Origin of the sequence: Bariatricus sp. HCP28S3_F11 (assembly GCF_052065395.1) — a bacterium.
Taxonomy (GTDB): Bacteria; Bacillota; Clostridia; order Lachnospirales; family Lachnospiraceae; genus Allocoprococcus.
Window position 1 is genome coordinate 1 of sequence record NZ_JBQHUC010000001.1, and the last position, 23,182, is coordinate 23,182.

The following is a 23,182-nucleotide window of genomic DNA, read 5'->3' on the forward strand; positions in this document are numbered from 1 at the left end:
AAACGTCCGCGACTTGGTACAATAAGAAAGAATCACATTCAGAGCAGTTCTATTTTTTCCAGAACTGCTCTTTTATTATCTGCTCTGAATCTGATACTTTCCTTAAGAATTATAGCAACATATGGATGCGTTTTCAAATCATTTACCTGAATGTGTAAGCATTTTTCAACGGATCAAATCATTTTGATTATAGTGTAATAGAAAAAACACAAGAAAAATGGAATATTAACAAAGAAAGTTCATTTTGCGGTAGAGAAATCCCGGGATTTGTGATAGGATGAATCAGGATGTAAAAAAATACTGGAGGTATTGAAAATGAAAATTGCGGTAACTTACGATAACGGGAATGTATTTCAGCATTTTGGAAAAACAGAAAATTTTAAAGTATATGAAGTAGAAGCGGAAAAGGTTGTTTCCAGTGAAATCATCGCTTCAAATGGTACCGGTCATGGCGCACTTGCAGGACTTTTGGCAGAAGCAGGAATTCATGTCCTGATCTGTGGCGGTATTGGAGAAGGTGCACAGGAAGCACTTGATGAAGCAGGAATTGAAGTAGTATCAGGCGCAGAGGGAAATACGGATGAAGCTGTTGAAGCATATTTAAAAGGCGAACTGATTTCTACAGGAGTGAATTGCGATCATCACGACCATGAAGAAGAACATTCCTGTGGCGGCAATTGCGGAAGCTGCGGAGGCTGCGGCGGTCATCGGGTTATGCTTGAAGGAAAAAATGCAGGAAAGATCTGTAAAGTACATTATAAAGGTACATTCAACGATGGTGCTCAGTTTGATTCTTCCTATGATCGTGGAGAACCATTGGAATTTATCTGTGGAGCAGGCATGATGATCAAAGGATTTGATGCAGCAGTCGTTGATATGGAAGTAGGACAGGTTGTAGATATCCATCTTATGCCGGAAGAAGCATATGGCATGCCGGATCCGAATGCAATTATGACATTTGAGATTGAGCAGCTGCAGGGATCAGAAGATCTTACAGTTGGTCAGCAGGTTTATCTGTCAAATGCAATGGGACAGCCATTCCCGGTAAAAGTAGTAGAGAAAGATGAAAAGACAATTACTCTTGATGCAAATCATGAAATGGCAGGAAAAGAACTGAACTTCAGGATTGAACTGGTTGAAGTAAAATAAGGATGAGAATCGACAGACTGGTCCCAAATTGCGGGATCGGCCTGTCTTTTTTGTGTAAAAGTATCGGAAGCCTGATAACCTTACATTGACTGTAAGTGTTATTTTCTGGCAGCCTATGTTATCATGAAGCCAGAAAACAACAGGAGGTAATTCTTATGGAACCGATTTTGAATATTGAAAACTTAACCAAGACCTACGGCAATGTGCCGAACCAGACCAGGGCGCTGGACGGAATCACTTTTCAGGTGATGCCCGGAGAATTTCTGGGGATCATGGGCAGCAGTGGCTCCGGAAAGTCCACACTGCTTAACTGTATTGCGACGGTGATCAAGCCTACCGGCGGCAGTATCGTGATGGAGGGCAGGAATCTGCAGTCACTTGGCGGTAAGGAACTGGCACAATACCGGGGGAAAACAGTGGGCTATCTGTTTCAGAATTTTGAATTGCTGGATAATCTGACTGGCCGGGAAAATGTCTTACTGCCGACTTCCCTGCATGATGTGACAGAAAAGGAGAGTTCTCTACGTCTGGAGCAGCTTGCGGAATATCTGGAAATTACAGATGTACTGGATAAATTTCCCGCACAGATGTCCGGTGGACAGCGTCAGAGAGTGGCGGCGGCTAGAGCCATGATTCTCCACCCGAAACTGATTCTTGCGGATGAACCGACTGGCGCACTGGACAGTAAGAATGCGAAGAATATCATGGAAAAGCTTTCCGGATTAAACCGGGATGAAGAGGCCACGATTCTGATGGTGACCCATGATTCCAACGCAGCCAGCTTTTGCAAACGAATCCTGTTCATTCAGGACGGGGTGATTTTCCATGAGCTTCGCCGCGGCGATGAAAGCCAGCAGGATTTCTACCAGAGAATTCTGAAAGTCATGGCTCAATTGGGAGGAGGCAGCTTAAATGTTCTCTAATTTAATTCTAAGAAATAGTAAACGCAACCGCAAAAAAAACGGGCTGTTTTTCGGTTCATTGATTATTTCCATTGTTGCTTTTTATATCATCCTTTCGCTCTCCAAACAGGATGTGATGGTCTTTCTTGCGAAAATGGAAAGTGATGCGGTAAATAAATTGTTGCTGATGATTCCGGTTTTCTATGGGATGACGTTGGGAATTCTGTTTTTTCTGATTTATTTTGCCTGTAAATATCAGCTGGAGCGCCGCAGAAAAGAGTTTGGTGTCTATCTGATGATGGGAATGCGGAGAAGTAAGCTCTTTATCATGCTTCTTGCGGAGGATCTTTTGAGCAGTATTCTGGCTCTGGTGATCGGACTTCCGATTGCGGTGCTGCTTTCGGAACTGATCAGTCTGGTTACAGCCAAGCTTGTGGGGATGGGTATCATCGGCCATCAGTTTACATTTTCACTGTCAGCTGTTTGCTTTACCGTTACAGGATTCCTCGTTATCAAGCTGGCGGCGTTTCTGATCCTCAGTGGGAAAATCAGTCGGCAGGAGATCGGCACGCTTCTGGCTTCTTTCTCCGAAAAAGAAAAAAAGCAAAGGCCGGCATTTGTCTATGGGACTTGTACCGTTTCAGGCGTGATCATGCTGGCTGCCGCCTATGCCATGGCGATTCAGGGAATTGCATGGTATGCCCCGGATAAAATGCTCCTGACCCTGCTTCTCGGGCTCTTGGGAACGATTTTTCTGTTCTATGGAATGCGGGCATTGATCGCCTTACTGGTAAAGGCGGGAAAAGCAAATCGAAAACTTCATGTATTTTCATTCCGCCAGATTCAGGAAAATGTCATGCATCAGTCTACCTCCATGGCCATCAGTTCGCTGCTGATTCTGGCAGCATTGTGCTGTTTTGGCGCCGGCATCGGTATTGCCGGTACCAGCCGGCAGGCGGAGGAGCATGTGATGGATTATACATTTCAGGATTATGGTGCAGAGAGTTCACAGGATGCCCTTTCTCATCTGAAGACTGTGCTGAAGGAAAATGATCTTGAAAGTCAATTTTCCCAGCTCTTTGAAATGCGGATCGGCAACGTACGGAATGGGGAGAATGGCAATCATGTGTTTCAAATGGATTCTGTTATGGAGTCTTTGGAAGGTTTCACACAATCCGAGGATCGGGATGTCCTGTTGAACAATCTGGGCTATGTTGATTATCCGTATTTGATCTGTTTGTCAGATTACAACCGTCTGTTGGAGGCCGCCGGTAAGCCTGCTCTGGTACTGGAGGAAAATGAGGCTGCCGTGTATCAGGATTATGATTTTACGACTGAGAGCAGAATGGATATACTCAACCGTATTCTTTCCGAACATCCGGAGACTCTGCTGAATGGTAATTCTGTTTATCTGACCGGCAAGAGTCAGTCGGTGGATCTGGTGACCGACAGGTCGATTACTTTATCGTTTGCACTGATTCTGCCTGATGAGCAGTTTTTACAATATACAAATGGAGAATATGAGGTTTATATCAATGGCATTTTGAAACGGGAAGCAGGAAAGTCCGGAAGCCTGATGACTGCGATTTCTGATATGAACGTACGGTTGGATGAACTTTGCCTTGAAGATATGGGGATTGAGTATGAAAGCTTTCTGCAAAATATCGGACGTCAGCTTTTTTATATGGTTGCGGCCAGCTACATTACCATCTATCTTGCCATTATCTTTCTGGTGGTTGCCAATACCATTATGGGGGTTCAGTTCCTGATGAATCAGCAGAAGACAGGACGCAGATATCAGACGCTGGTGCATCTGGGCGCTACTTATAAAGATATTTGTCTATCTGCCCGGAAACAGATCAACTGGTTTATGGGACTTCCCGTCTTTGTCGCTGCAATCAGCAGTATCTTTGGAGTCAAGGCTCTCTTTGCGGGACTTCTTTCATCCGGAACAAATGGAGCAGAGTGGGAAATGCTTCTGGTGTCTTCCGCTATGATTTTACTGCTTTGTGTGGTAGAATACATCTATGTAACTATAATTAAGCGTTCCAGTGACCGATATTTGCTGACGCTCATGCAGCCGCAGAGAGAAGAATAGCCGGGAAGGAGGACTGTCATGAAGAAAATCGCTGTTGTAGAAGATGAAGTTTATACACGGGAAGAGCTTTGCAATATGCTGGAGAAGGCAGGATATTCTGCTTTGGAAGTGACTGTATTTGAAAATGCCGCAGAGCAGCTGACAGCCCTCGCTCCTGATCTTGTTATCCTGGATCTTAATCTGCCGGAGATCAGTGGATTCCAGATTTGCTGGGACCTCAAGCAGAAAACATCCATTCCGGTTCTGGTCTTGACTTCCCGGGACCAGATGTCCGATGAATTGCAGGCGCTCCGTCTTGGGGCGGATGAATATTTGACAAAGCCCTGCCGCAAAGAGCGGCTGTTGGCCAGAATCGCCAACATTCTCAAACGATTCGAAGGCCGTTCCAATCTTCTGGAAGGGCAGGGATTCTTGTTGGATCGGGGAACTTACACGTTGTACATCAATAACACTTCCGTGATCCTTCCCAGAAATCAGGGTAAGCTTCTGGAAGCATTGCTTGCGGGTGGAAATCAATTAGTGACTTCGAAGCAGCTATGCAGGGCACTCTGGGATACGACGGAGTTCATTGATGAAAATGCTCTGCAGGTCAATTTGACCCGTCTGAAAAAGACGATGGCGAATTTGGGCATGAAGCAGAAAGTCGTGGCTGTCCGTGGATTGGGCTACCGGCTGGAAAGGGAGGATACACCGTGAAACAGTTCTGGAATACGTTAAAACGATATGCCCCGTGGCTCATTTTACTGCTCATTATTGATTCTTTTTCTTCTCTGCTCCTATGGCTTTCCAGTGCACAGGCATTCGCAAGCCTTGTCGTGACGATTGCACTGGCAAGCCTTGTTTTGTTTTCAGTAATCGTTCTGTACGTTTATTTCAAAGAGCAGCATAAACGTGCGATTTTTCGAGCTTTTCTAATGGAACCGGACGAGGTGAACACGGAAAAACTTCTATGTGCAGTGAGTCAGCAGGAGCGGGAACAGCTTCGGGTTCTGGTCTCTGTTCTGGAGAAAAAGCAAAGCCGGATTCAGGAGACTGAGGAAGCCCTCCGGGATTATGAGGAATACGTGGAGGGGTGGGCGCATGAAGCCAAAACACCGCTTTCTTTGCTTACTATGATTTTGGATAACCGGGCCGATGAGATCCCGCCTCCTCTGCACGCCAAATTGGACTATGTGCGAAGTCAGCTTCAGGAGGATATTACCCAGATGCTCTACTACGCCCGGCTTGGGAGCAGCACGAAAGATTATCGGTTTGAGACTGTGGAACTTAGAGATGCCATAGAAGAGGTTCTTGAAGATTATGCACCTTTGCTGGAGGAAAAGCAGTTTCTCATTGAAAACAGATTACAAGACGAAACCGTCTATACTGACCGACGGGGATTTCAATTCATGATTGGCCAGATCATCAGTAACTCCATCAAATACAGTGGAGCTGAGCCGAAACTCACTGTGTCCCTGAAGCACACCGGCGAGACGGATATTTTGACCATAGCTGATAACGGTATTGGGGTTAAGAATTATGACCTGCCCTATATTTTTCAGAAGGGCTTTACAGGGGATTCTACCGACAGCCGGAAGAAAGCTACCGGTATGGGGCTGTATTTGACAAAAAAGATGGCAGATGATCTGAACCTGAAAATAGAGGCTGAATCCCGGTGGGGAGAAGGGGTGACGATTTCGATTGCTTTTCCAAAAGTGAAGTAGATTTGAGCAGTATTGGGGACAGATATGTATTAGAAGAGGAGGATACCTGGTTCGTTTCAATATACAGAAAAGAAGACGGATCTGCGCAATGGGGAGCCTTATGAATTGGAAATTTACCATAAAATGATAAGTTATCTTTAGGACATTGACTTGTGTACCAAGATTATGTGAAAGAACTTTCTGACTCGGAACTGGTTTATATGCTTTCCGGCGGTACAACAAAAGGTGTCCTTCTTTATATCTTTGTAGTTGCAGCTTTGGAGAATGGATTTGACCTTTTGATAGATGAAGTAGAAAATCATTTCCATAAAACATTGGTTGAAAACATAATCAGTTTATTTAAAGATAAGACGGTTAATAAGAAATCTGCAACACTTAATTTAGCAAAGAAAATATTGTATATAATCGTAAACATTATGATAACAGTACAGCGTTTTATCGTGATTACTACGGAGAACGCATTGAATTGCTTGTAGATACAATTAAACGATATAAGCAATTAAAAGGAAAACACCAGAAAGATGAATTCTATCTTGCAGATTTGTTGAAATCATAAATCCAGTAAATGAAATAGGAGATTATATGACGGATGAGTATGCAGTGAGCGGACTCGGTTACTTTTCGCATAGTAGCTAGCATTTACTACACCACTGGTTGATTGCGGCGTTCGGATTTTCGGTTACTTTTCGCATAGTAGCTAGCATTTACTGCTTCCTTATACTGGCGAAATAACATTGACAAACCGTTGTCATTGAATTAAAATAAACCTTTAGAGATAATGTTTGTGGAGGAAGCGCAAAGATGAGATACAATTTTAAAAGGATAGAGCCCAAGTGGCAGGAGCGGTGGGAAGAGAGCAAGATCTTCGAAGCTCAGGACAACAGTGATAAACCAAAGTTTTACGGACTGGTAGAATTCCCGTACCCGAGCGGTGCCGGTATGCATGTCGGACATATTAAGGCATACTCAAGTCTTGAGGTAATCAGCAGAAAGCGCCGTATGGAGGGGTACAACGTACTTTTCCCGATCGGATTTGATGCATTTGGTCTGCCGACGGAAAACTATGCGGTTAAGACAGGCACACATCCGCGTGTGATTACAGATGAAAATATTAAAAAATTCACGAACCAGCTGAAGAAAGTAGGATTTTCTTTTGACTGGAGCCGTGTGATCGATACGACGGATGAGGATTATTATAAGTGGACTCAGTGGATCTTCCTGAAAATGTTTGAAAATGGTCTTGTGTTCAGAGACAGAACGCTGGTAAACTATTGTCCGCACTGCAAGGTTGTTCTTTCCAACGAAGACAGCCAGGGCGGCAAATGTGATATCTGCCACAGCGATGTGGTTCAGAAATCCAAGGACGTATGGTATCTGAGAATCACCGAATATGCGGACAAGCTTCTGGAAGGTCTGAATGATGTGGACTATCCGGAAAATGTAAAGCAGCAGCAGATCAACTGGATCGGCAAGTCAAAGGGTGCGTTCGTGGATTTTGCAATTGATGGATTGGACGAGAAGTTAAGAATCTATACGACCAGACCGGACACGCTCTTCGGTGTTACCTTTATGGTTATTGCGCCGGAACATCCGATTATTGATCAGTATTGCGATAAAGTGACCAATATGGATGAAATCATTGCATACCGCAATGAATGTGCGAAGAAGACGGAGTTTGAAAGAACCCAGCTTGTGAAGGATAAAACGGGTGTAAGAATCCAGGGACTGGAAGCAATCAATCCGATCAACGGTAAAAAGATTCCGATCTACATTGCAGACTATGTAATGATGGGCTACGGTACCGGAGCGATCATGGCAGTGCCGGCACACGATCAGAGAGACTATGATTTCGCAAAGAAATTTGATATTGATATTATTGAAGTAATTAAAGGCGGAGACATTTCCAAAGAAGCTTATACGGGTGACGGCGAGATGGTGAACTCCGGATTCCTGAACGGATATACCAATAAGCATGATTCCATCGAGCGCATGCTGGAAGAGCTGGAGAAGACCGGCGTGGGCGAGGCTGGTGTCCAGTATAAGATGAAAGACTGGGCATTCAACCGTCAGAGATACTGGGGAGAGCCAATTCCGCTGATTCATTGTCCGAACTGTGGTGTTGTGGCAGTTCCTTATGAAGAACTTCCGCTCCGTCTGCCGAGAGTGAAAGATTTCGAACCGGGTGAAGACGGACAGTCACCGCTTGCCAAGATCGATTCCTTTGTAAACTGCACCTGTCCGAAATGCGGCGCAGCAGCGAAACGTGAGACAGACACCATGCCTCAGTGGGCAGGATCATCCTGGTATTTCCTGAGATATATTGACCCGCATAATGAAAATGCACTGGCAGATATGGACAAGCTGAAATACTGGATGCCGGTTGACTGGTATAACGGTGGTATGGAACATGTGACCAGACATATGATCTATTCCAGATTCTGGCACCATTTCCTGTATGATATCGGAGTAGTCAACACACCGGAGCCGTATGCAAAGCGATCCATTCAGGGACTGATCCTAGGACCGGATGGTGATAAGATGAGTAAATCCAAAGGAAATGTAGTCGATCCTCTGGATATTGTTGAGGAGTATGGTGCAGATACGCTTCGTACCTATGTGCTTTTCATGGGAGATTATGGGGCAGCCACACCGTGGAATGACAGCTCCGTAAAGGGCTGTAAGAAGTTCCTTGACCGTGTTGCGGGTCTGACAGATCTGGTTTCCGATGAACCGGTTTCCGATGAGCTGGAAATGAAGATCCATCGTACGATCAAGAAGGTATCTTCTGATATTGAGAGCTTGAAATTTAATACGGCCATCGCGAGTCTGATGACCTTGATCAACGATATCACGGCAGAAGGACATTTGAGTAAGGATGATCTGATCATCTTTATCAAGCTGCTGAGCCCGTTTGCTCCGCATCTTTGCGAGGAAATCTGGGAGTTCTTGGGTGGAGAAGGATTTGTCACTGTTTCTCCGTGGCCGGAATATGATGAGGGAAAAACCGTTGCCAAGACCATCGAAATCGGTGTTCAGGTAAATGGTAAGGTCAGAGGAACCATCGTCATTCCGACAGACTGTGACAAGGAAGAGGCGTTTGCGATTGCAAAGGCGGATTCCAGAATTGCTTCTTTCCTGGAAGGAAAGAATCTTGTGAAAGAGATTTATGTACCGAATAAGATTGTTAACTTTGTTGCAAAATAATAAAACAGAAAGAGAGGCCGGATCACTTGGATCACGGTCTCTTTTTAAACTTGGAATTCTTTATTGTTCACGCTTGTTAGATTCAGGCGGTTCTCTCGTAAATGATATAGAATATGAGCAAGTCTCTCTTCGAGACTCTGATTCCCGTTGATAAAGGGATAGGAGAAGCAGTTATCTGTGGGACGATCAATCGGTTCGGTACCATTGACATCCGCGCAACGGAGGTGGGACAGGATAGTTCTTTGCAGAAAATGATACATATGGTGCAGGAAGCGGAGGAGAAGAAGGCTCCCATGGCAGCAATCGGTCAGGCGACAAAGCACGGTGTGATCATCAAATCCGGGGAAACAAAAGATTTCAACACAATATAATGAGGGAATGCTTAAGAAAATGTAATGTATTTCTGTGGCTGCAAGCGCTATTTACGCTTTGCAGTCACAATGGCTCCTAGCCCGGCGGCATTGATTCCGACATGGCAGGCAATACTGCAGGACAGAGGTGAATAGTAGACCGGATGATCCGGAAATGCGGATTGTACCAGGTCTACCCAACGTTTTGCGTCTTCTTCCTTTTCAAAAGTTCCGGCAGTCGCGATCTGGAGTCTGTCTGACGGAACATCCAGGAAACGGGATGCGATGTCCGCTTTCAGTGCCTCGATCAGCTTCTTTTCACTTTGCCTGCTTCCTCTTACTTTGGCAAAGAGATCCAGTTTTTCGCCCTGTATGGTAAGCAGAGGTTTGATATTGAGAATATTGGCAATGGCGGCAGCGGAGGATGTGATTCTTCCGCTTTTTTTTAGGTATTTCAGCGAATTTACAGTCAGGAAAATGCTTGCCTGATAGGCAGTTTCTTCCAGATACTTTCTGATTTCTACTGCAGATTTTCCCTGGTCGGCAAGGAATTTTGCATCATAGACGGATTCCATTAAGGTGACAGAAATCCGATGGTTGTCTACGACCTGGACTTTGGAATCATAGTCAAGAGCGAGCTGTTTCGCTGTCTGGCAGGAACCGCTGAGTCCGCTTGACATGGGAATGTGGACGATCTCATCGTATCCGCTTTCTAATACACGGTTCCAGAGATCCATGACATCTCCCGGTGAGGGCTGTGAGGAAGAAAGATTCTTGTCAGCCGTCATTGCCTGGTATAAATCTTCATTTGTGATATCGACTCCTTCCAAATAACAGTGTTCTTCTATAATGACAGGCATGGGAAGAACAAAAATATCGGATTGTCTGCCTTCTTCTACCGTGATTCCACTGTTGGTATCTGTTACGATTGCTGTTTTCATAAGTAGTTTCTCCTTGCTATTGACAAATCAAATTATATAGATAAAATAATATGAAACAACTGTATCACATCTGGAATGATTCAACAAGGGATAAGAGTGATACAAAATGAAGAAAATTGTAACATGTTGATTCACTGTAATGATTTTTGACGGAATTGCAGGGTAGAAGTGGGAGTAGATATGGATAAACGAAAAGAAGCAAATATGCGTGTGAAGGATAATATTACAAAGTCACTGTTTGATTTAATGCACAAGAAAAGTTTTTCGAATATTTCTATTACAGAGCTGATACAGACTGCCGGTGTGGCCCGGGTCTCATTTTACCGGAACTATGATTCCAAGGAGGACGTACTTGTGAAGCTGATCGATGATGTTCTGGAAGAGTATCGCAGTGAGATTGACTGGAGCGGACCGGATTATTATACGGAGCAGAATATCTGCAGGAGTTTCGCTTGCTTTAAAAAATACGGTGAATTTGTGCTGGATCTATGTGAGTTTGGCTATGGATCGATTCTGCTGGAAAAATTGAACCGGTTCCATGAAGAGATAGCGGGAAACATGCCAAACAGTTCGATGGACAAATATTATCTTTATATGTTTATAGGAGCCTTATTTAATACTTCAATCGTTTGGCTTCAGAACGGAGCAAAAGAAGATGAGAGTGAAATTACAGCGACGTTCTGCACCATCTGCGGTATATTCATGAAAAAAAAGAATTGTTCATTTCCTATAGAAGAGCATACAGTATAGAGTAGAGAATGCGCTTGCAATAACAAAATGTTGAATGCTTGGAATCAATGTGACAGGGTATTTTACATTTGTGAAAAAATGTGATTCACATTGACAAAGCGGTTCGCTTTATTGACAAAGAAATTATTGGGGCGTATACTTTCGGAGTATTCTTTGTTTTGGATTTGAAATCAGAAGATCTTGTATATATGGCGTGAATACGATTTTATAATCTGATGAAGATATGAAAGTGTGGTAAAGCGATGAGTTCAAATTGAATTTCCGATTTACTGATATTGATATTCTGGTTAAATGAAAGTACGAAAGAGTGGGTAAGGAAATGAATTTAGAAACAACAGGATTAACAGGGAAAGCAAGTGTAGATAAGCCTTGGCTGAAATACTATCCGGAAGAACTTCGGGATTTGAAAGTACCGAAAATGACAGTAGAAGCATTTTTGAAAATGAAAAACCCGGATGAGAACAAATACGCATTTGAATATTATGGCACGAAGATAACGTGGAAAGAATTTTGGCAGGAGGTTGAAATTGCCGCTAAGGCATTAAAAGTGCTGGGATTTGATGAGGGAGACAGAATTCCTGTTTTCTTACAGGCAGTACCATCGCATTTTATCCTGCTTCTGGCAGCAGAAAAAATCGGGGCGACCATGATCTGCCGTGATGATACTCCTGAGGAACTGTGTTTTGCAATACGTAAATCAAAAGCATCCACAGCTTTTGTTCATGACTATACATCAAAAGAAGACGAGAAGCTATTCAGAGCAACGACACCTATGACACGTATGATCAAGGTTTCACCTTTTGAATATGCGGATAAGAATTGTATACCGGATTATATCATGAAGGAAATTGAATCCCGTTATTCTGCAGAGACAGGATCAAGTGAAGGTGATCTTACATGGGATGAATTCATGAATCTGGGAAGAAACTATATCGGAGATTTTGCGGCATCCGTGAATCCGAACAGGCCATTATTCGGAGCATATACCAGTGGATCTACGGGAATTTCAAAACTGGTTATTCATTCGGGAGCTAATATCGTGGCTGTTGCGTTCCAGATGTCAATCTTCCTTCCGCCAACAGAGGTACAGGAGACATGGTGGATTCCGATTCTGACACCGGCTCTGGTAGCGGTAACTGTAGCCATGGGAGTATTCCCGCTGTCCGCAGGACTTAGAGTGAATCTGGATCCGTTCTGTCCGGTCAATGATATTGATATCCGGTTTATGGAATTAAAACCGAACTACTGGGCACTGATTCCGATGATGTGCGAGATTATGATGAAGAGCACCAGAATTCCGGATGATTATGATATGTCACATCTGAGAACGATCGGACCGGGCGCAGAAGCTATGAACGAGAGAAAATGTCGTGAAGTTGAAGACTTCTTCCACAGACATAATTGTATGGCTACGTTAAGTGCCGGTTACGGTCAGAGTGAAGGTGGTTCCTGCTTTACACTTCCGAACCCGATGTTCCCGCTGAAAGACGGATGTGTAGGTATGCCGATGCCCGCAACCACCTTAGCAATCTTCGATTCAGAGACCCTGGAAGAGAAGGGATATGGAGAAATCGGAGAACTGTGCATGAATGGTCCGACAAAGATGCTAGGATACAGCGGCTATATGGGTGAGGAAATGACAGATCGTACACTGATTGCCCATCCGGACGGTGAAATCTGGCTGCACACAGGTGATATCGGATATATCACAGAGCAGGGTATTGTTCACGTTCTCGGCCGTGGGTTTACGGAACGTTTTGGCGGTGGACATCTGTTCGTGATGAGAATGGAGAGCCGTGTGGTTGAGGCAGAAGGTGTGAAGGATGCTTTCTTCTGTTTAGTTCCGGATCAGGATCATGAGGGATATTTTGTACCATATTTATTCGTTGAACTGGATGAAGGCAAGACATTAGAAGAAGTAAGACCGGCAATCCTCGCAACACTGGAAGAATACGAATACCCGGCTGATATCACAGTGATCAAGGAAAGACCATATTTCCATTTTAAAACAAACAGAAAAGAATTAACGGCAGCCATCGTTGCAAGACTGGCAGAAAAAGGAACCGGAAAAATGAAGGTTGTATGGACAGAGAACGAGATGGCTTCCGGATATCAGATCTGCTACAGTACAAACAGTGCGTTTAACGGAAGCAAATCCATCGATGTTCCGTCTACTCAGAAGCTTCAGGAAGTGATTGGCGGACTGAAGAAGGGAGACCGTTACTATGTCAGAGTCCGTGCTTTCAATTCTGCCGGCTCTACAACCTACTATTCAGCATGGTCAGAGACCGAGTCCATCATTCATACTTCAATTGATTTGAAGAATGCAGTGGATGGTATTGAAGTTTCATGGACTAAAGTGAATGGGGCAAGCGAGTATCGCATTTATCGTAAGAAATTCGGGGAAAGTAATTTTGCCAGAATTGCAGTGATTAAAGATGACAATCTTTATCTTGATGATGAAGTGGAAAACGGAGCACGTTATTGCTACTATGTGGTACCGCAGGTTCAGGGTGTGAAAGCGACAACTAATATCGCGGCACAGATGTATTTGGCTGTTCCGAAGATTGAAAAATTGTGGAATAATTAATAAATATAGGAAGTTGTTTAGAGGGAACAGTGTTTTGACACTGTTCCTTTTGTAATCTAAGCAACGGATTATGTATTTTACCCATGACGGATTGGAAAGAATGTGCTAAAATTCTGGTAGGAATATTTTGGATAGGAGCAGGTGATAAAATGGATGTTCAAATGGAGATGATTCTGAAAGGCGGGCAGTTTAAGAAGCTGATGGAAGAGCAGAGCCTTGAACTGCGTCAGAAATATGATATGAAAAAGGCGGAACTGGAAATTTTATATTTTCTCTCTCATAGTGGGATGCATGATACTTCTACCGACATTCATCAGCAGCTGCTGATGAACAGAGGCCACATTTCCCAGGCGGTCGACAGCCTCTGCAGGCGCCGTTATATCATTGCGATTCCGGATACGAATGACCGGCGATATGTTCATTATAAGATTTCGGATTCTGCCAGAGAGATCGTGGTTGAGCTGACGAAAAGAAGAGAGGAGATGAACCAGAAGATTCTGGAAGGAATCTCGGAGGAAGAATTGAGAGTTTTCCGGCAAGTTTCTGAGAAGATCAGGAAAAATATCGAGAATCTTTTGTAAAAGCAGAGGAAAAGATGAAGCACAGTATGAAAAATCAATATAATAAGACAGTGACCGCATCAATCTGGACCGATTTATGATTTGGCCCGGAACCTTCAGCAAAGCATCCGCGGCGCTTCCGAAGGGCGGAACTGCGATGTTCGCGCTTTTGGCGCTTGGAGGCGATCTGGGATGTGCAGGAGTATGGATTTATTCCATACTTTTTTTTATGAGTTCCATACAGGTTTCATATCCGAGGATACTGCTGTTCATGCATAAGGCATAGTTGCGTGTCTCTCCCCATTTTTGCTCTGTATGGTAGGCGTAGTTGATCGATCTTTTCTTGTCCGTATCCTTCATCATGGCAAGCGCTTCTTTTCTTGATTTCTCATAGAGTTTCATGATTCGCTGGCATTTTTCTTCTTCATTTCCGTGGATAAATACATTCAGCACGTCGGTTCTGTCCTGTAAGATATAGTCGGCACATCTTCCGACGATGACACAGTTTCCTTTTTCTGCAATATTGCGGATAATATTGCGCTGTTTCTGGTAAATATAATCATCTACAGAGCCGCCTTGTGCATTTCTTCCAACGAATGCATAAGAAAAACGGTTGTGGGTCGGAGCATATTCCCCGCGCTCGGCGATGTATTCTTTGGAAAATCCAGTTTCTTTTGCCACCTGTTCGATGATATTCTTGTCATAGAATGTAAAATTCAGTTCCTTTGCCAGCGTTTCTCCGATGAAACGCCCGCCGCTTCCGAACTCGCGGCTGATTGTGATGATCGTTTTCATAGGTTTATCCCTCCAGTTTTGAAATGACGTTATGGTTGATTCTTTTCATAAAAACGGTTGCGATGATGCAGGATAATGTCTCGGCGATGATAAATGTCAGCCACACGGTCCAGATCAGATCGGGTGATTCTCTTGCAAATAAGGAAAATACCCAGGCAACCGGCAATACAAATAAAAATTGTCTCAGTACAGAAATAATCAAGGATTCCAATCCACTGTCCAGGGCCTGGAAGATTCCCTGATAAGCGATGTTCATTCCTGCGAAAATAAAACTGAGTGAGATGATTCTCATCGCGCTGATGCAGATATCCTGTGTGGTTCCGGATAATCCGAAAAGGGATGAAAACGGTACGGCGAGCAGCTCGATCGCTGCAAGTCCGATGATCATGATCAAGATTGTGTAGAGCATTCCGTATTTGACCCCTTCTTTTACACGGCGTTTACTGCGCATACCATGGTTGAAAGAAACGATCGGCGTGATCGCATCTCTGAGACCGAAGGCCGCAAAGAGAATAAACTGTTGTACTTTATAGTACAGACCATAGGCTGTAACAGCAGACTCGCTGATGCTTCCGAGAATAATGTTCATTCCGTAGGTCATGACAGACATCAGCGCCTGCGCGATAATGGCCGGAAGACCGATGGAATAGATTTCTTTGATTTCCGGATTCAAAGTCTGACTGGAAGCGTAAACGCCGACGCCGAAAATTCCAAATAATAGAAACAGAATATAAATGACGAATCCCAGAAACAGAGAATTTCCCGCTACTTTGCTTGCCTTTTTGTAATCACCCTGCCCAATACTTTTGGAAAGAAGGGCATTGGTGCCGACTCCGGTGCCGATTCCGATTGCCACCATCAGCATCTGCACCGGGAAAGCAAGAGTCAGTGCGTTTAGTGCCATTTCTCCATTTACGGGCATGTTGGAAACGAAAGCGCTGTCAACGATATTATAAACCGCCTGGAGCATCATAGAAAGTATCATTGGAATCCCCATTGACAGCATCAGCTTGCTGATTTTCATCGTTCCTAATTTGTTCATAGATAGTTCTTCGTTCATATGAACCTCCTTCGTGTTTTTTAGGAGACTTTTTTTAATTAGTACACTGACGCATTGATATTTAGACAAAGCTCCTTGACGATGGGAAATGATTCTACGGAGTTTTATCAGATATCAACGTGTCAGCCCACTAGGAAAGCTGCCATAACCTGTATTATGTGTATGGCCGGTGTGCGCGGTTGCATCACAGTTTCGCAAAAGAAAAAAGGTGTAAATCCAGCAATCTGGATTTACACCTTTTATGGCCACACGACATAAAACATGATAGCAGTTTTTAGGAATAGATGTCAAGTCAAATATTTTGGAAGCAAATTAAAAAAGAATAATCCGCTTTTGATTGAACACATCCTGAGAGGGGCAAATCATTATCTGAGAATCCTGGATATGAAAGAGCAAAGAAAGGAGTGTGACTGCAAATAGCCGGTGAATAGATTTTTGCAAGGACTTTCGTATGCGGCAAAAAATTGGGTTGTCAAAGTGCGTTCCAAAGGATACAATATAGGGAGTGAAAAGGGCTATTTAGACGGGAGATAAGATTTATGGATGCATATACAAGTTTTGCCCGCGTTTACGATACCTTCATGGACAATATTCCATACGAAGAGTGGGCGGTATACCTGACAGGGCTTTTAAATGAGTACGGTGTGAACGACGGTCTGGTTCTTGATCTTGGCTGCGGGACCGGAAATATGACGGAGCTTCTGGCTAAGGAAGGGTATGATATGATCGGCGTGGATAATGCAGAGGAAATGCTGGAGATCGCGATGGAGAAGCGGGAAAAATCCGGCCATGATATCTTGTATCTTCTGCAGGATATGCGTGAATTCGAGCTTTACGGCACGGTGCGCGCAGTGGTAAGTGTCTGTGATTCGGTGAATTACATCGATGAGGAAGAAGATCTTACGGAGGTGTTCCGTCTGGTAAATAATTATCTGGACCCGGGCGGCGTGTTTATTTTTGATTTTAATACGCTATATAAATACCGTGAGATTTTGGGAGACCGGACGATCGCTGAAAATCGCGAAGACTGCAGTTTCATCTGGGATAATTATTACTATGAAGAAGAACGGATCAATGAGTACGAGCTGAGTATTTTTATCCGTGAGAAAGAAAATCTGTTCCGCAGATACGAGGAGACACATTTTCAGAGAGGCTATACACTGGATGAGATGATACGCATGATCAAAGATTCGGGGTTGGAGTTTGTGACGGCCTATGACGCATTTACCCGCGAAGCGCCGAAGGAAGACAGCGAAAGAATCTATGTGATTGCAAGAGAAAAAGGGAAAATCAAGAAATAAATTTCTGGTTTTGTGGAAAAATATACAGACAGGAGAGTTAAAATATGAAGGATTATATTGTAAGAGCAACAGCAGGAGATGGGCAGGTGCGTGCATTCGCAGCGACGACGGGAAATCTGGTCGAGGAGGCGAGAAGGCGCCATAATACCAGCCCGGTGGCAACGGCTGCTCTTGGGCGTCTTCTTACGGCAGGCGCTATGATGGGAAGTATGATGAAGAATGACACGGATGTTCTGACGCTGCAGATCAAGGGAGATGGGCCGCTTGGGGGCATCACCGTCACCGCAGATGCAAAAGCGAATGTGAAAGGATTTGTGGAAAATCCGGATGCCATGCTGCCGCCGAAGAACGGGAAGCTGGATGTAGGCGGAGCGGTGGGAATCGGTCTTTTGAATGTGATTAAAGATATGGGAATGAAGGAACCCTATGTGGGTCAGACAATCCTTCAGACCAGCGAGATCGCGGAGGATCTGACCTATTATTTTGCGACCAGTGAGCAGGTGCCATCTTCCGTAGGACTTGGTGTGCTGATGAACAAAGACAATACGGTGCACTGCGCCGGTGGGTTTATTGTGCAGGTGATGCCGTTTGTGACAGATGAGGTGCTCAGCCGTCTGGAAGAAAATATTCAGAAAATCTCATCCGTGACACAGATGCTGGATGACGGCCATACACCGGAACAGATGCTGGAACGGGTCCTTGAAGGGCTGGACATCGAGATCACCGATACCATCCCGGCAAATTTCTTCTGTAATTGTTCGCATGAGCGAATTGAAAAGGCGATCATCAGCATCGGGAAAAAGGACATTCAGAGTATGATCGATGAAGGAAAAGAAGTGGAGGTAAAATGCCATTTCTGCAACACGGCATATAAGTTCAGTGTGGAAGAACTGAAGGAGATTCTGAAGCACGCAAAGAGATAGGAGAAAAGACATGAAGCATGGATTTATCAAAGTGGCGGCAGTGACGCCGGATATCCGGGTGGCGGATGTGTGGCATAACTGTGAGGAAGTTCGCAGGAAGATTAAAGAGGCCGAGCAGGAAGGTGCGAAGATCATTGTATTTCCGGAGCTCTGCCTTACCGGTTATACCTGCAGCGATCTGTTTACACAGGATATTCTTCTAAAAGAATCTGAAAAAGCAATTCAGTTCATTGCAAAAGAAACGAAGGAAGGAAACAGTCTTGTATTTGTAGGAATGCCGCTTTCGGTGGACGGGGAGCTCTATAATGTGGCTGCAGCGCTTAATAACGGGGAAATCCTGGGATTTACGACTAAGTCGTTTCTTCCAAACTACGGAGAATTCTATGAGATGCGTCAGTTCCGTCCGGGACCAAAGAAAGTACGGATGATTTCGTTTGGTGGGAAAGAAATTCCGTTCGGACCGCAGATCCTTTACCAGGCAGCGGAGATGAAGGAGCTTGTTGTATCCGCGGAAATCTGTGAGGACGTCTGGTCACCGATTCCACCGAGTATTGATGCGGCAAGGGAAGGAGCGGTGATCCTGGTCAACTGTTCGGCAAGTGATGAGACCATCGGCAAGGACAGTTACCGGGAGGAATTGATTAAAGGACAGTCCGCACGTCTGATCGCAGGGTATGTCTATGCCAATGCGGGGGATGGTGAGTCGACGACCGATGTTGTGTTCGGCGGCCACAATATCATCGCGGAAAACGGAACGATTTTAAAAGAAGCAAGACGTTTTGCGAATGAAATGATCCTAAGTGAAATCGATATCTGCAGGCTTTTAAGTGAGCGCAGAAAGAATACTACCTTCCTGACGAAGGAAGAGCGGATCCTGCCAAGGATTCTATTTACGATTCCGGTGGAAGAGACGGATCTCACCAGAGAATTTTCTCCGGCGCCGTTTGTGCCGCAGAATCAGTCTGAGAGAGACCGGCGCTGTGAGGAAATTCTGATGATCCAGGCGATGGGGCTGAAGAAGCGGCTTGTACACACCAATTCCAGAACGGCAGTTGTGGGAATTTCCGGAGGATTGGATTCAACGCTGGCACTTCTGGTGACTGCCAAGGCATTTGACATGGCGGGGAAGAAAAGGGAGGATATCATTGCGGTGACGATGCCCTGCTTTGGCACGACCGACAGAACTTATCAAAATGCATGCCGGATGTCAGTGAAGCTGGGAGCAACATTAAAAGAAGTGCGGATCGCGGATGCGGTGCAGACCCATTTCCGGGATATCGGGCACGATGAAGAGGTGCATGATGTGACCTATGAAAATTCTCAGGCAAGGGAGAGAACCCAGGTTCTGATGGACATTGCCAATCAGGAATGGGGGATGGTTATCGGTACCGGAGACATGTCGGAGCTGGCACTCGGATGGGCTACCTATAATGGCGATCATATGTCCATGTACGGAGTCAACGCTTCTGTGCCGAAGACGCTCGTGCGGCATCTGGTACAGTATTATGCGGATACCTGCCGGGATGAGGAATTAAAGGCAGTGCTTCTGGATGTGCTGGATACACCGGTCAGCCCGGAACTTCTGCCGCCGAAAGACGGAGAGATCGCGCAGAAGACGGAAGATCTGGTGGGTCCGTATGAGCTGCATGATTTTTATCTCTACTATGTATTGCGATTCGGATTTGAACCGTCCAAGATTTACCGGCTGGCAAAGCTGGCTTTTGCGGGTGTGTATGAGGACGAGATCATACTGAAATGGCTGAAGACGTTCTACAAACGGTTCTTTGCACAGCAGTTTAAACGATCCTGTCTTCCAGACGGACCGAAGATCGGTACGGTGGCACTTTCACCGAGAGGAGACTGGCGTATGCCGAGTGACGCCTGTGCCGCAGTATGGATGAAGGATCTGGAGCGGCTGTAAAACAGAGAAAATATCGTATAATTTCACCTTCTGACGGGAAGAATGATTCCATATGGAGGAATTTCAATATGGAAGATTTAGAGGTAAGTAAAAAACTGGAGGATAATATCCGAAAGATATCTGGCATTCTTCCCGTGCAGGAGAGCTTTGACATCATACAACGGAATATGGAAATCGGAGGACGGAAGGGAACGTTCTATTTTATTGACGGTTTTACAAAAGATGAATCGATGCTGAAAATCATGGATTCATTTTTTCATATCAAGCCGGAAGATATGCCCGATGATGCAACCGCATTTGCAGAGAAAAATGTGCCTTATGTGGAGGTAGACATCCTTGGAAATTTTGATGAGATCGTGAAAAATATCCTGTCGGGGGTGACCTGTCTTTTTATTGAAGGTTATGAGGCGTGCGTTGCGATCGACTGCAGAACCTATCCGGCCAGGAGCGTGGAAGAGCCGGAGAAAGACAAATCCCTGCGTGGATCAAGAGACGGATTCGTGGAAACGATCGTGTTCAACACAGCGTTGATGCGGCGCAGGATCCGGGATGAGAATCTGATCATGGAAATGTCTGAAGTGGGCAAAAGCACCCGAACGGATGTAGCGATTTGCTACATGGCGGATCGGGTGGATCAGGAAATGCTCCAGAATATCCGGAAGAAGCTTGCGGATATTCATGTGGATGATCTTCGCATGAATCAGCAGAGTCTGGCGGAAGCACTGTTCAAGAGGAAATGGTTCAATCCTTTTCCGAAGTTCAAATTTACAGAGCGTCCTGACACAGCTGCAGCCTGCCTTCTGGAGGGGAAGATTATTCTTCTGGTTGACAATTCGCCGTCTGCGCTGGTTGTTCCGACTTCGATCTTTGATATGATCGAGGAGGCGAATGATCACTATTTCCCGCCCATTACAAATATTTATTTGAAGGTCTCCAGAGCGATCATCACCGTGCTGACCATCTTCGTGGTGCCGCTTTTTCTTCTGTTGATGCAGAACCCTCAGTGGGTGCCGAAGGCTTTTGATTTCGTCGTTGTAAGGGATACGGTCAATGTCCCGCTGATTTACCAGATCCTTATCCTGGAACTGGCGATCGACGGATTACGTCTCGCTGCGCTGAATACGCCAAGCATGTTAAGTACGCCGCTCAGTGTGATCGCAGGTATTGTTATGGGCGAGTTTTCGGTGCAATCAGGATGGTTCAACTCCGAAGTGATGCTTTACATGGCGTTTGTTTCCGTTGCCAATTACACACAGCCGAATTTTGAACTGGGTTACGCACTCAAATTCATGCGTCTATTGCTTCTGATTCTGACCGCAGTCTTTAATCTGGTTGGATTTGTTATCGGATGCGTGATCGTAATCTGGTGTATCTGTGTCAATAAAACACTGTCTGGAAAAAGTTATTTGAATGTCAAACTACCTTAAATGAGAGATTATTTTTTACAAAAACTGTAAAAAGAATCTTAAGATGATCTGGGAACGCTTGTGAAAAAAGGAAAAGCATATTATAATCTATCTGTTGAAATTATGAGAAAGCAGGTTATAATATGGAGAAAAAACAGGATGAAAGGCTGGGCACGGAGCCGCTTGGAAGGTTGATTGTAAGTCTCGCGCTTCCGGCGGTTGCGGCCCAGCTGATTAATGTACTCTATAATATCATTGACCGGATTTACATTGGTCATATTGAAGGGTACGGCGATATGGCGCTGACAGGTGTGGGAGTGACGTTCCCGATTATTATGATTATCTCGGCGTTCAGTGCATTTGCAGGTATGGGAGGTGCACCGCTTGCTTCAATTGAACTCGGCAAGAAGAATTACGAGCAGGCAGAAAAGATTCTGGGGACTTGTACGGCACTTCTTATTACGTTCTCGATCGCGCTTACGGTTATTTTCCTGATCGTGAAGACGCCGGTGCTTTATATGTTCGGCGCGACGGAAAATACCATTACTTATGCCAGCGAGTACATTACCATTTACCTTCTGGGAACGATATTTGTACAGTTTGCGCTGGGACTGAATACGTTTATCAGTGGACAGGGGAATGCAAGGACAGCGATGCTGTCGGTCCTCATCGGAGCAGTGATCAATATTATCCTGGATCCGATTTTTATTTTCGTTTTGAAAATGGGAGTCAGGGGTGCGGCATTTGCAACAATCCTTTCACAGGCGGCGAGCGCAGTATGGGTTGTCAGATTCCTGACTTCTAAAAAGAGTGTGGTTCGCATTCGCAAAGACTATGTACGGCTGGACGGAAGAATGATCCGCCATATTGCGGCACTCGGCATTTCGCCCTTTATCATGCAGAGTACCGAATCGCTGGTGATGATTACACTGAACAGCAGGCTGAAGATTTATGGAGGTGACCTTTATGTGGGCTCCATGTCGATCCTGACCAGTGTCATGCAGCTGATCTCTGTTCCGGTACAGGGACTGAATCAGGGAATGCAGCCGATCATCAGCTATAATTATGGAGCAGGCAATAAAGAACGGGTACTCGGCACCTTTAAACGTATGGTGACGATCTGCCTGACGGTGACACTGGTGATGAGTGGGATTGCCATCCTGCACCCGCAGGTGTTCAGTGGGCTTTTTACGAATAAAGAAGAGCTTCTTACAGTTACCAATCAGGTTATGCCGGTCTATTTCCTCGGAACGACATTGTTCGGGATACAGATGGCATGTCAAACTACATTTATCGCCCTGGGACAGGCAAAAGCTTCATTGTTTATCGCTCTTTTGCGTAAAGTGATCCTTTTGATCCCGCTGGCTATGATCCTGCCGCGGTTTTTCGGTGTTATGGGCGTATATTATGCAGAACCGGTGGCAGATATCCTTTCGGTACTTACGACGATCGTTCTTTTTACAATTACAATCAGGAAAGTCCTGAAGAACTGGGAAACAAATGAAACAAGATAGTATTACAGGAGGGTT

19 protein-coding genes are annotated in these 23,182 nt (G+C 44.9%); 16 read left to right on the forward strand and 3 right to left on the reverse strand.

Annotation, left to right across the window (positions count from 1 at the left end; genetic code table 11):
- Positions 1-315: 315 nt before the first annotated feature.
- The 8 genes from ACTNBR_RS00005 (at position 316) to ACTNBR_RS00040 (ending at position 9,427) form a co-directional block, all read left to right on the forward strand.
- The gene (locus tag ACTNBR_RS00005) at positions 316-1,149 is read left to right on the forward strand and encodes a NifB/NifX family molybdenum-iron cluster-binding protein (protein ID WP_427806481.1); all 834 of its coding nucleotides are present in this window, start codon (positions 316-318) and stop codon (positions 1,147-1,149) included.
- Between the two features lie 155 nt (positions 1,150-1,304).
- Positions 1,305-2,072, forward strand: a complete 768-nt coding sequence (locus ACTNBR_RS00010; RefSeq protein WP_427806480.1) for an ABC transporter ATP-binding protein — start codon at positions 1,305-1,307, stop codon at positions 2,070-2,072.
- Entirely contained in the window at positions 2,062-4,149 is a 2,088-nt protein-coding gene (locus tag ACTNBR_RS00015) for an ABC transporter permease (RefSeq protein WP_441015860.1), read from the forward strand. Before ACTNBR_RS00010 ends, ACTNBR_RS00015 begins: the two co-directional genes overlap by 11 nt.
- Positions 4,150-4,167: 18 nt before the next feature.
- Positions 4,168-4,845, forward strand: a complete 678-nt coding sequence (locus ACTNBR_RS00020) for a response regulator transcription factor (RefSeq protein WP_441015863.1) — start codon at positions 4,168-4,170, stop codon at positions 4,843-4,845.
- Complete coding sequence (locus ACTNBR_RS00025) at positions 4,842-5,852, forward strand: sensor histidine kinase (RefSeq protein WP_441015866.1); 1,011 nt, start codon at positions 4,842-4,844, stop codon at positions 5,850-5,852. The genes ACTNBR_RS00020 and ACTNBR_RS00025 overlap by 4 nt, the downstream gene beginning before the upstream one ends.
- 152 nt (positions 5,853-6,004) lie before the next feature.
- On the forward strand, positions 6,005-6,328 hold the full coding sequence (locus ACTNBR_RS00030; protein WP_427806475.1) for a hypothetical protein: 324 nt from the start codon (positions 6,005-6,007) through the stop codon (positions 6,326-6,328).
- A gap of 325 nt (positions 6,329-6,653) precedes the next feature.
- Entirely contained in the window at positions 6,654-9,056 is a 2,403-nt protein-coding gene (gene leuS / locus ACTNBR_RS00035; RefSeq protein ID WP_441015869.1) for a leucine--tRNA ligase, read from the forward strand.
- 113 nt (positions 9,057-9,169) lie between these two features.
- Positions 9,170-9,427, forward strand: a complete 258-nt coding sequence (locus ACTNBR_RS00040) for a P-type ATPase (protein ID WP_427806473.1) — start codon at positions 9,170-9,172, stop codon at positions 9,425-9,427.
- Positions 9,428-9,474: 47 nt separating this feature from the next.
- On the opposite strand, the gene ACTNBR_RS00045 is transcribed toward ACTNBR_RS00040, so the two are convergent.
- The gene (locus tag ACTNBR_RS00045) at positions 9,475-10,347 is read right to left on the reverse strand and encodes a DegV family protein (protein ID WP_441015872.1); all 873 of its coding nucleotides are present in this window, start codon (positions 10,345-10,347) and stop codon (positions 9,475-9,477) included.
- 180 nt (positions 10,348-10,527) lie between these two features.
- Here ACTNBR_RS00045 and ACTNBR_RS00050 point away from each other — a divergent pair, with 180 nt between their 5' ends.
- From ACTNBR_RS00050 to ACTNBR_RS00060, 3 genes are all read left to right on the forward strand, one after another.
- On the forward strand, positions 10,528-11,097 hold the full coding sequence (locus ACTNBR_RS00050) for a TetR family transcriptional regulator (protein WP_427806471.1): 570 nt from the start codon (positions 10,528-10,530) through the stop codon (positions 11,095-11,097).
- A 319-nt stretch (positions 11,098-11,416) separates the two neighbouring features.
- Positions 11,417-13,687, forward strand: a complete 2,271-nt coding sequence (locus ACTNBR_RS00055; RefSeq protein ID WP_427819108.1) for an AMP-binding protein — start codon at positions 11,417-11,419, stop codon at positions 13,685-13,687.
- A gap of 149 nt (positions 13,688-13,836) precedes the next feature.
- Positions 13,837-14,268 carry a MarR family winged helix-turn-helix transcriptional regulator gene (locus tag ACTNBR_RS00060; RefSeq protein ID WP_441042650.1) on the forward strand — a complete coding sequence of 144 codons (432 nt, stop codon included), beginning with the start codon at positions 13,837-13,839 and terminating at the stop codon, positions 14,266-14,268.
- A gap of 189 nt (positions 14,269-14,457) precedes the next feature.
- On the opposite strand, the gene ACTNBR_RS00065 is transcribed toward ACTNBR_RS00060, so the two are convergent.
- Positions 14,458-15,042 carry an AAA family ATPase gene (locus ACTNBR_RS00065; protein WP_441015878.1) on the reverse strand — a complete coding sequence of 195 codons (585 nt, stop codon included), beginning with the start codon at positions 15,040-15,042 and terminating at the stop codon, positions 14,458-14,460.
- A 4-nt stretch (positions 15,043-15,046) separates the two neighbouring features.
- Positions 15,047-16,102: an MATE family efflux transporter gene (locus tag ACTNBR_RS00070; protein ID WP_441015881.1), complete on the reverse strand. Its 1,056-nt coding sequence runs from the start codon at positions 16,100-16,102 to the stop codon at positions 15,047-15,049.
- Between the two features lie 539 nt (positions 16,103-16,641).
- Here ACTNBR_RS00070 and ACTNBR_RS00075 point away from each other — a divergent pair.
- The 5 genes from ACTNBR_RS00075 to ACTNBR_RS00095 all read left to right on the forward strand — a co-directional run bounded on the left by ACTNBR_RS00075 (position 16,642) and on the right by ACTNBR_RS00095 (position 23,167).
- Positions 16,642-17,403 (forward strand): class I SAM-dependent DNA methyltransferase, encoded by a 762-nt coding sequence (locus ACTNBR_RS00075; RefSeq protein ID WP_427806467.1) that lies wholly within the window; start codon positions 16,642-16,644, stop codon positions 17,401-17,403.
- A gap of 44 nt (positions 17,404-17,447) precedes the next feature.
- A complete protein-coding gene (gene hslO / locus ACTNBR_RS00080; protein WP_427806466.1) occupies positions 17,448-18,326 on the forward strand; it encodes an Hsp33 family molecular chaperone HslO in 879 nt (292 codons plus the stop codon).
- 10 nt (positions 18,327-18,336) lie between these two features.
- Positions 18,337-20,247 (forward strand): NAD(+) synthase, encoded by a 1,911-nt coding sequence (locus ACTNBR_RS00085; RefSeq protein ID WP_427806465.1) that lies wholly within the window; start codon positions 18,337-18,339, stop codon positions 20,245-20,247.
- Positions 20,248-20,315: 68 nt separating this feature from the next.
- Complete coding sequence (locus ACTNBR_RS00090; RefSeq protein ID WP_427806464.1) at positions 20,316-21,674, forward strand: spore germination protein; 1,359 nt, start codon at positions 20,316-20,318, stop codon at positions 21,672-21,674.
- 122 nt (positions 21,675-21,796) lie between these two features.
- Positions 21,797-23,167 carry an MATE family efflux transporter gene (locus ACTNBR_RS00095; RefSeq protein ID WP_441015884.1) on the forward strand — a complete coding sequence of 457 codons (1,371 nt, stop codon included), beginning with the start codon at positions 21,797-21,799 and terminating at the stop codon, positions 23,165-23,167.
- Positions 23,168-23,182: the final 15 nt, after the last annotated feature.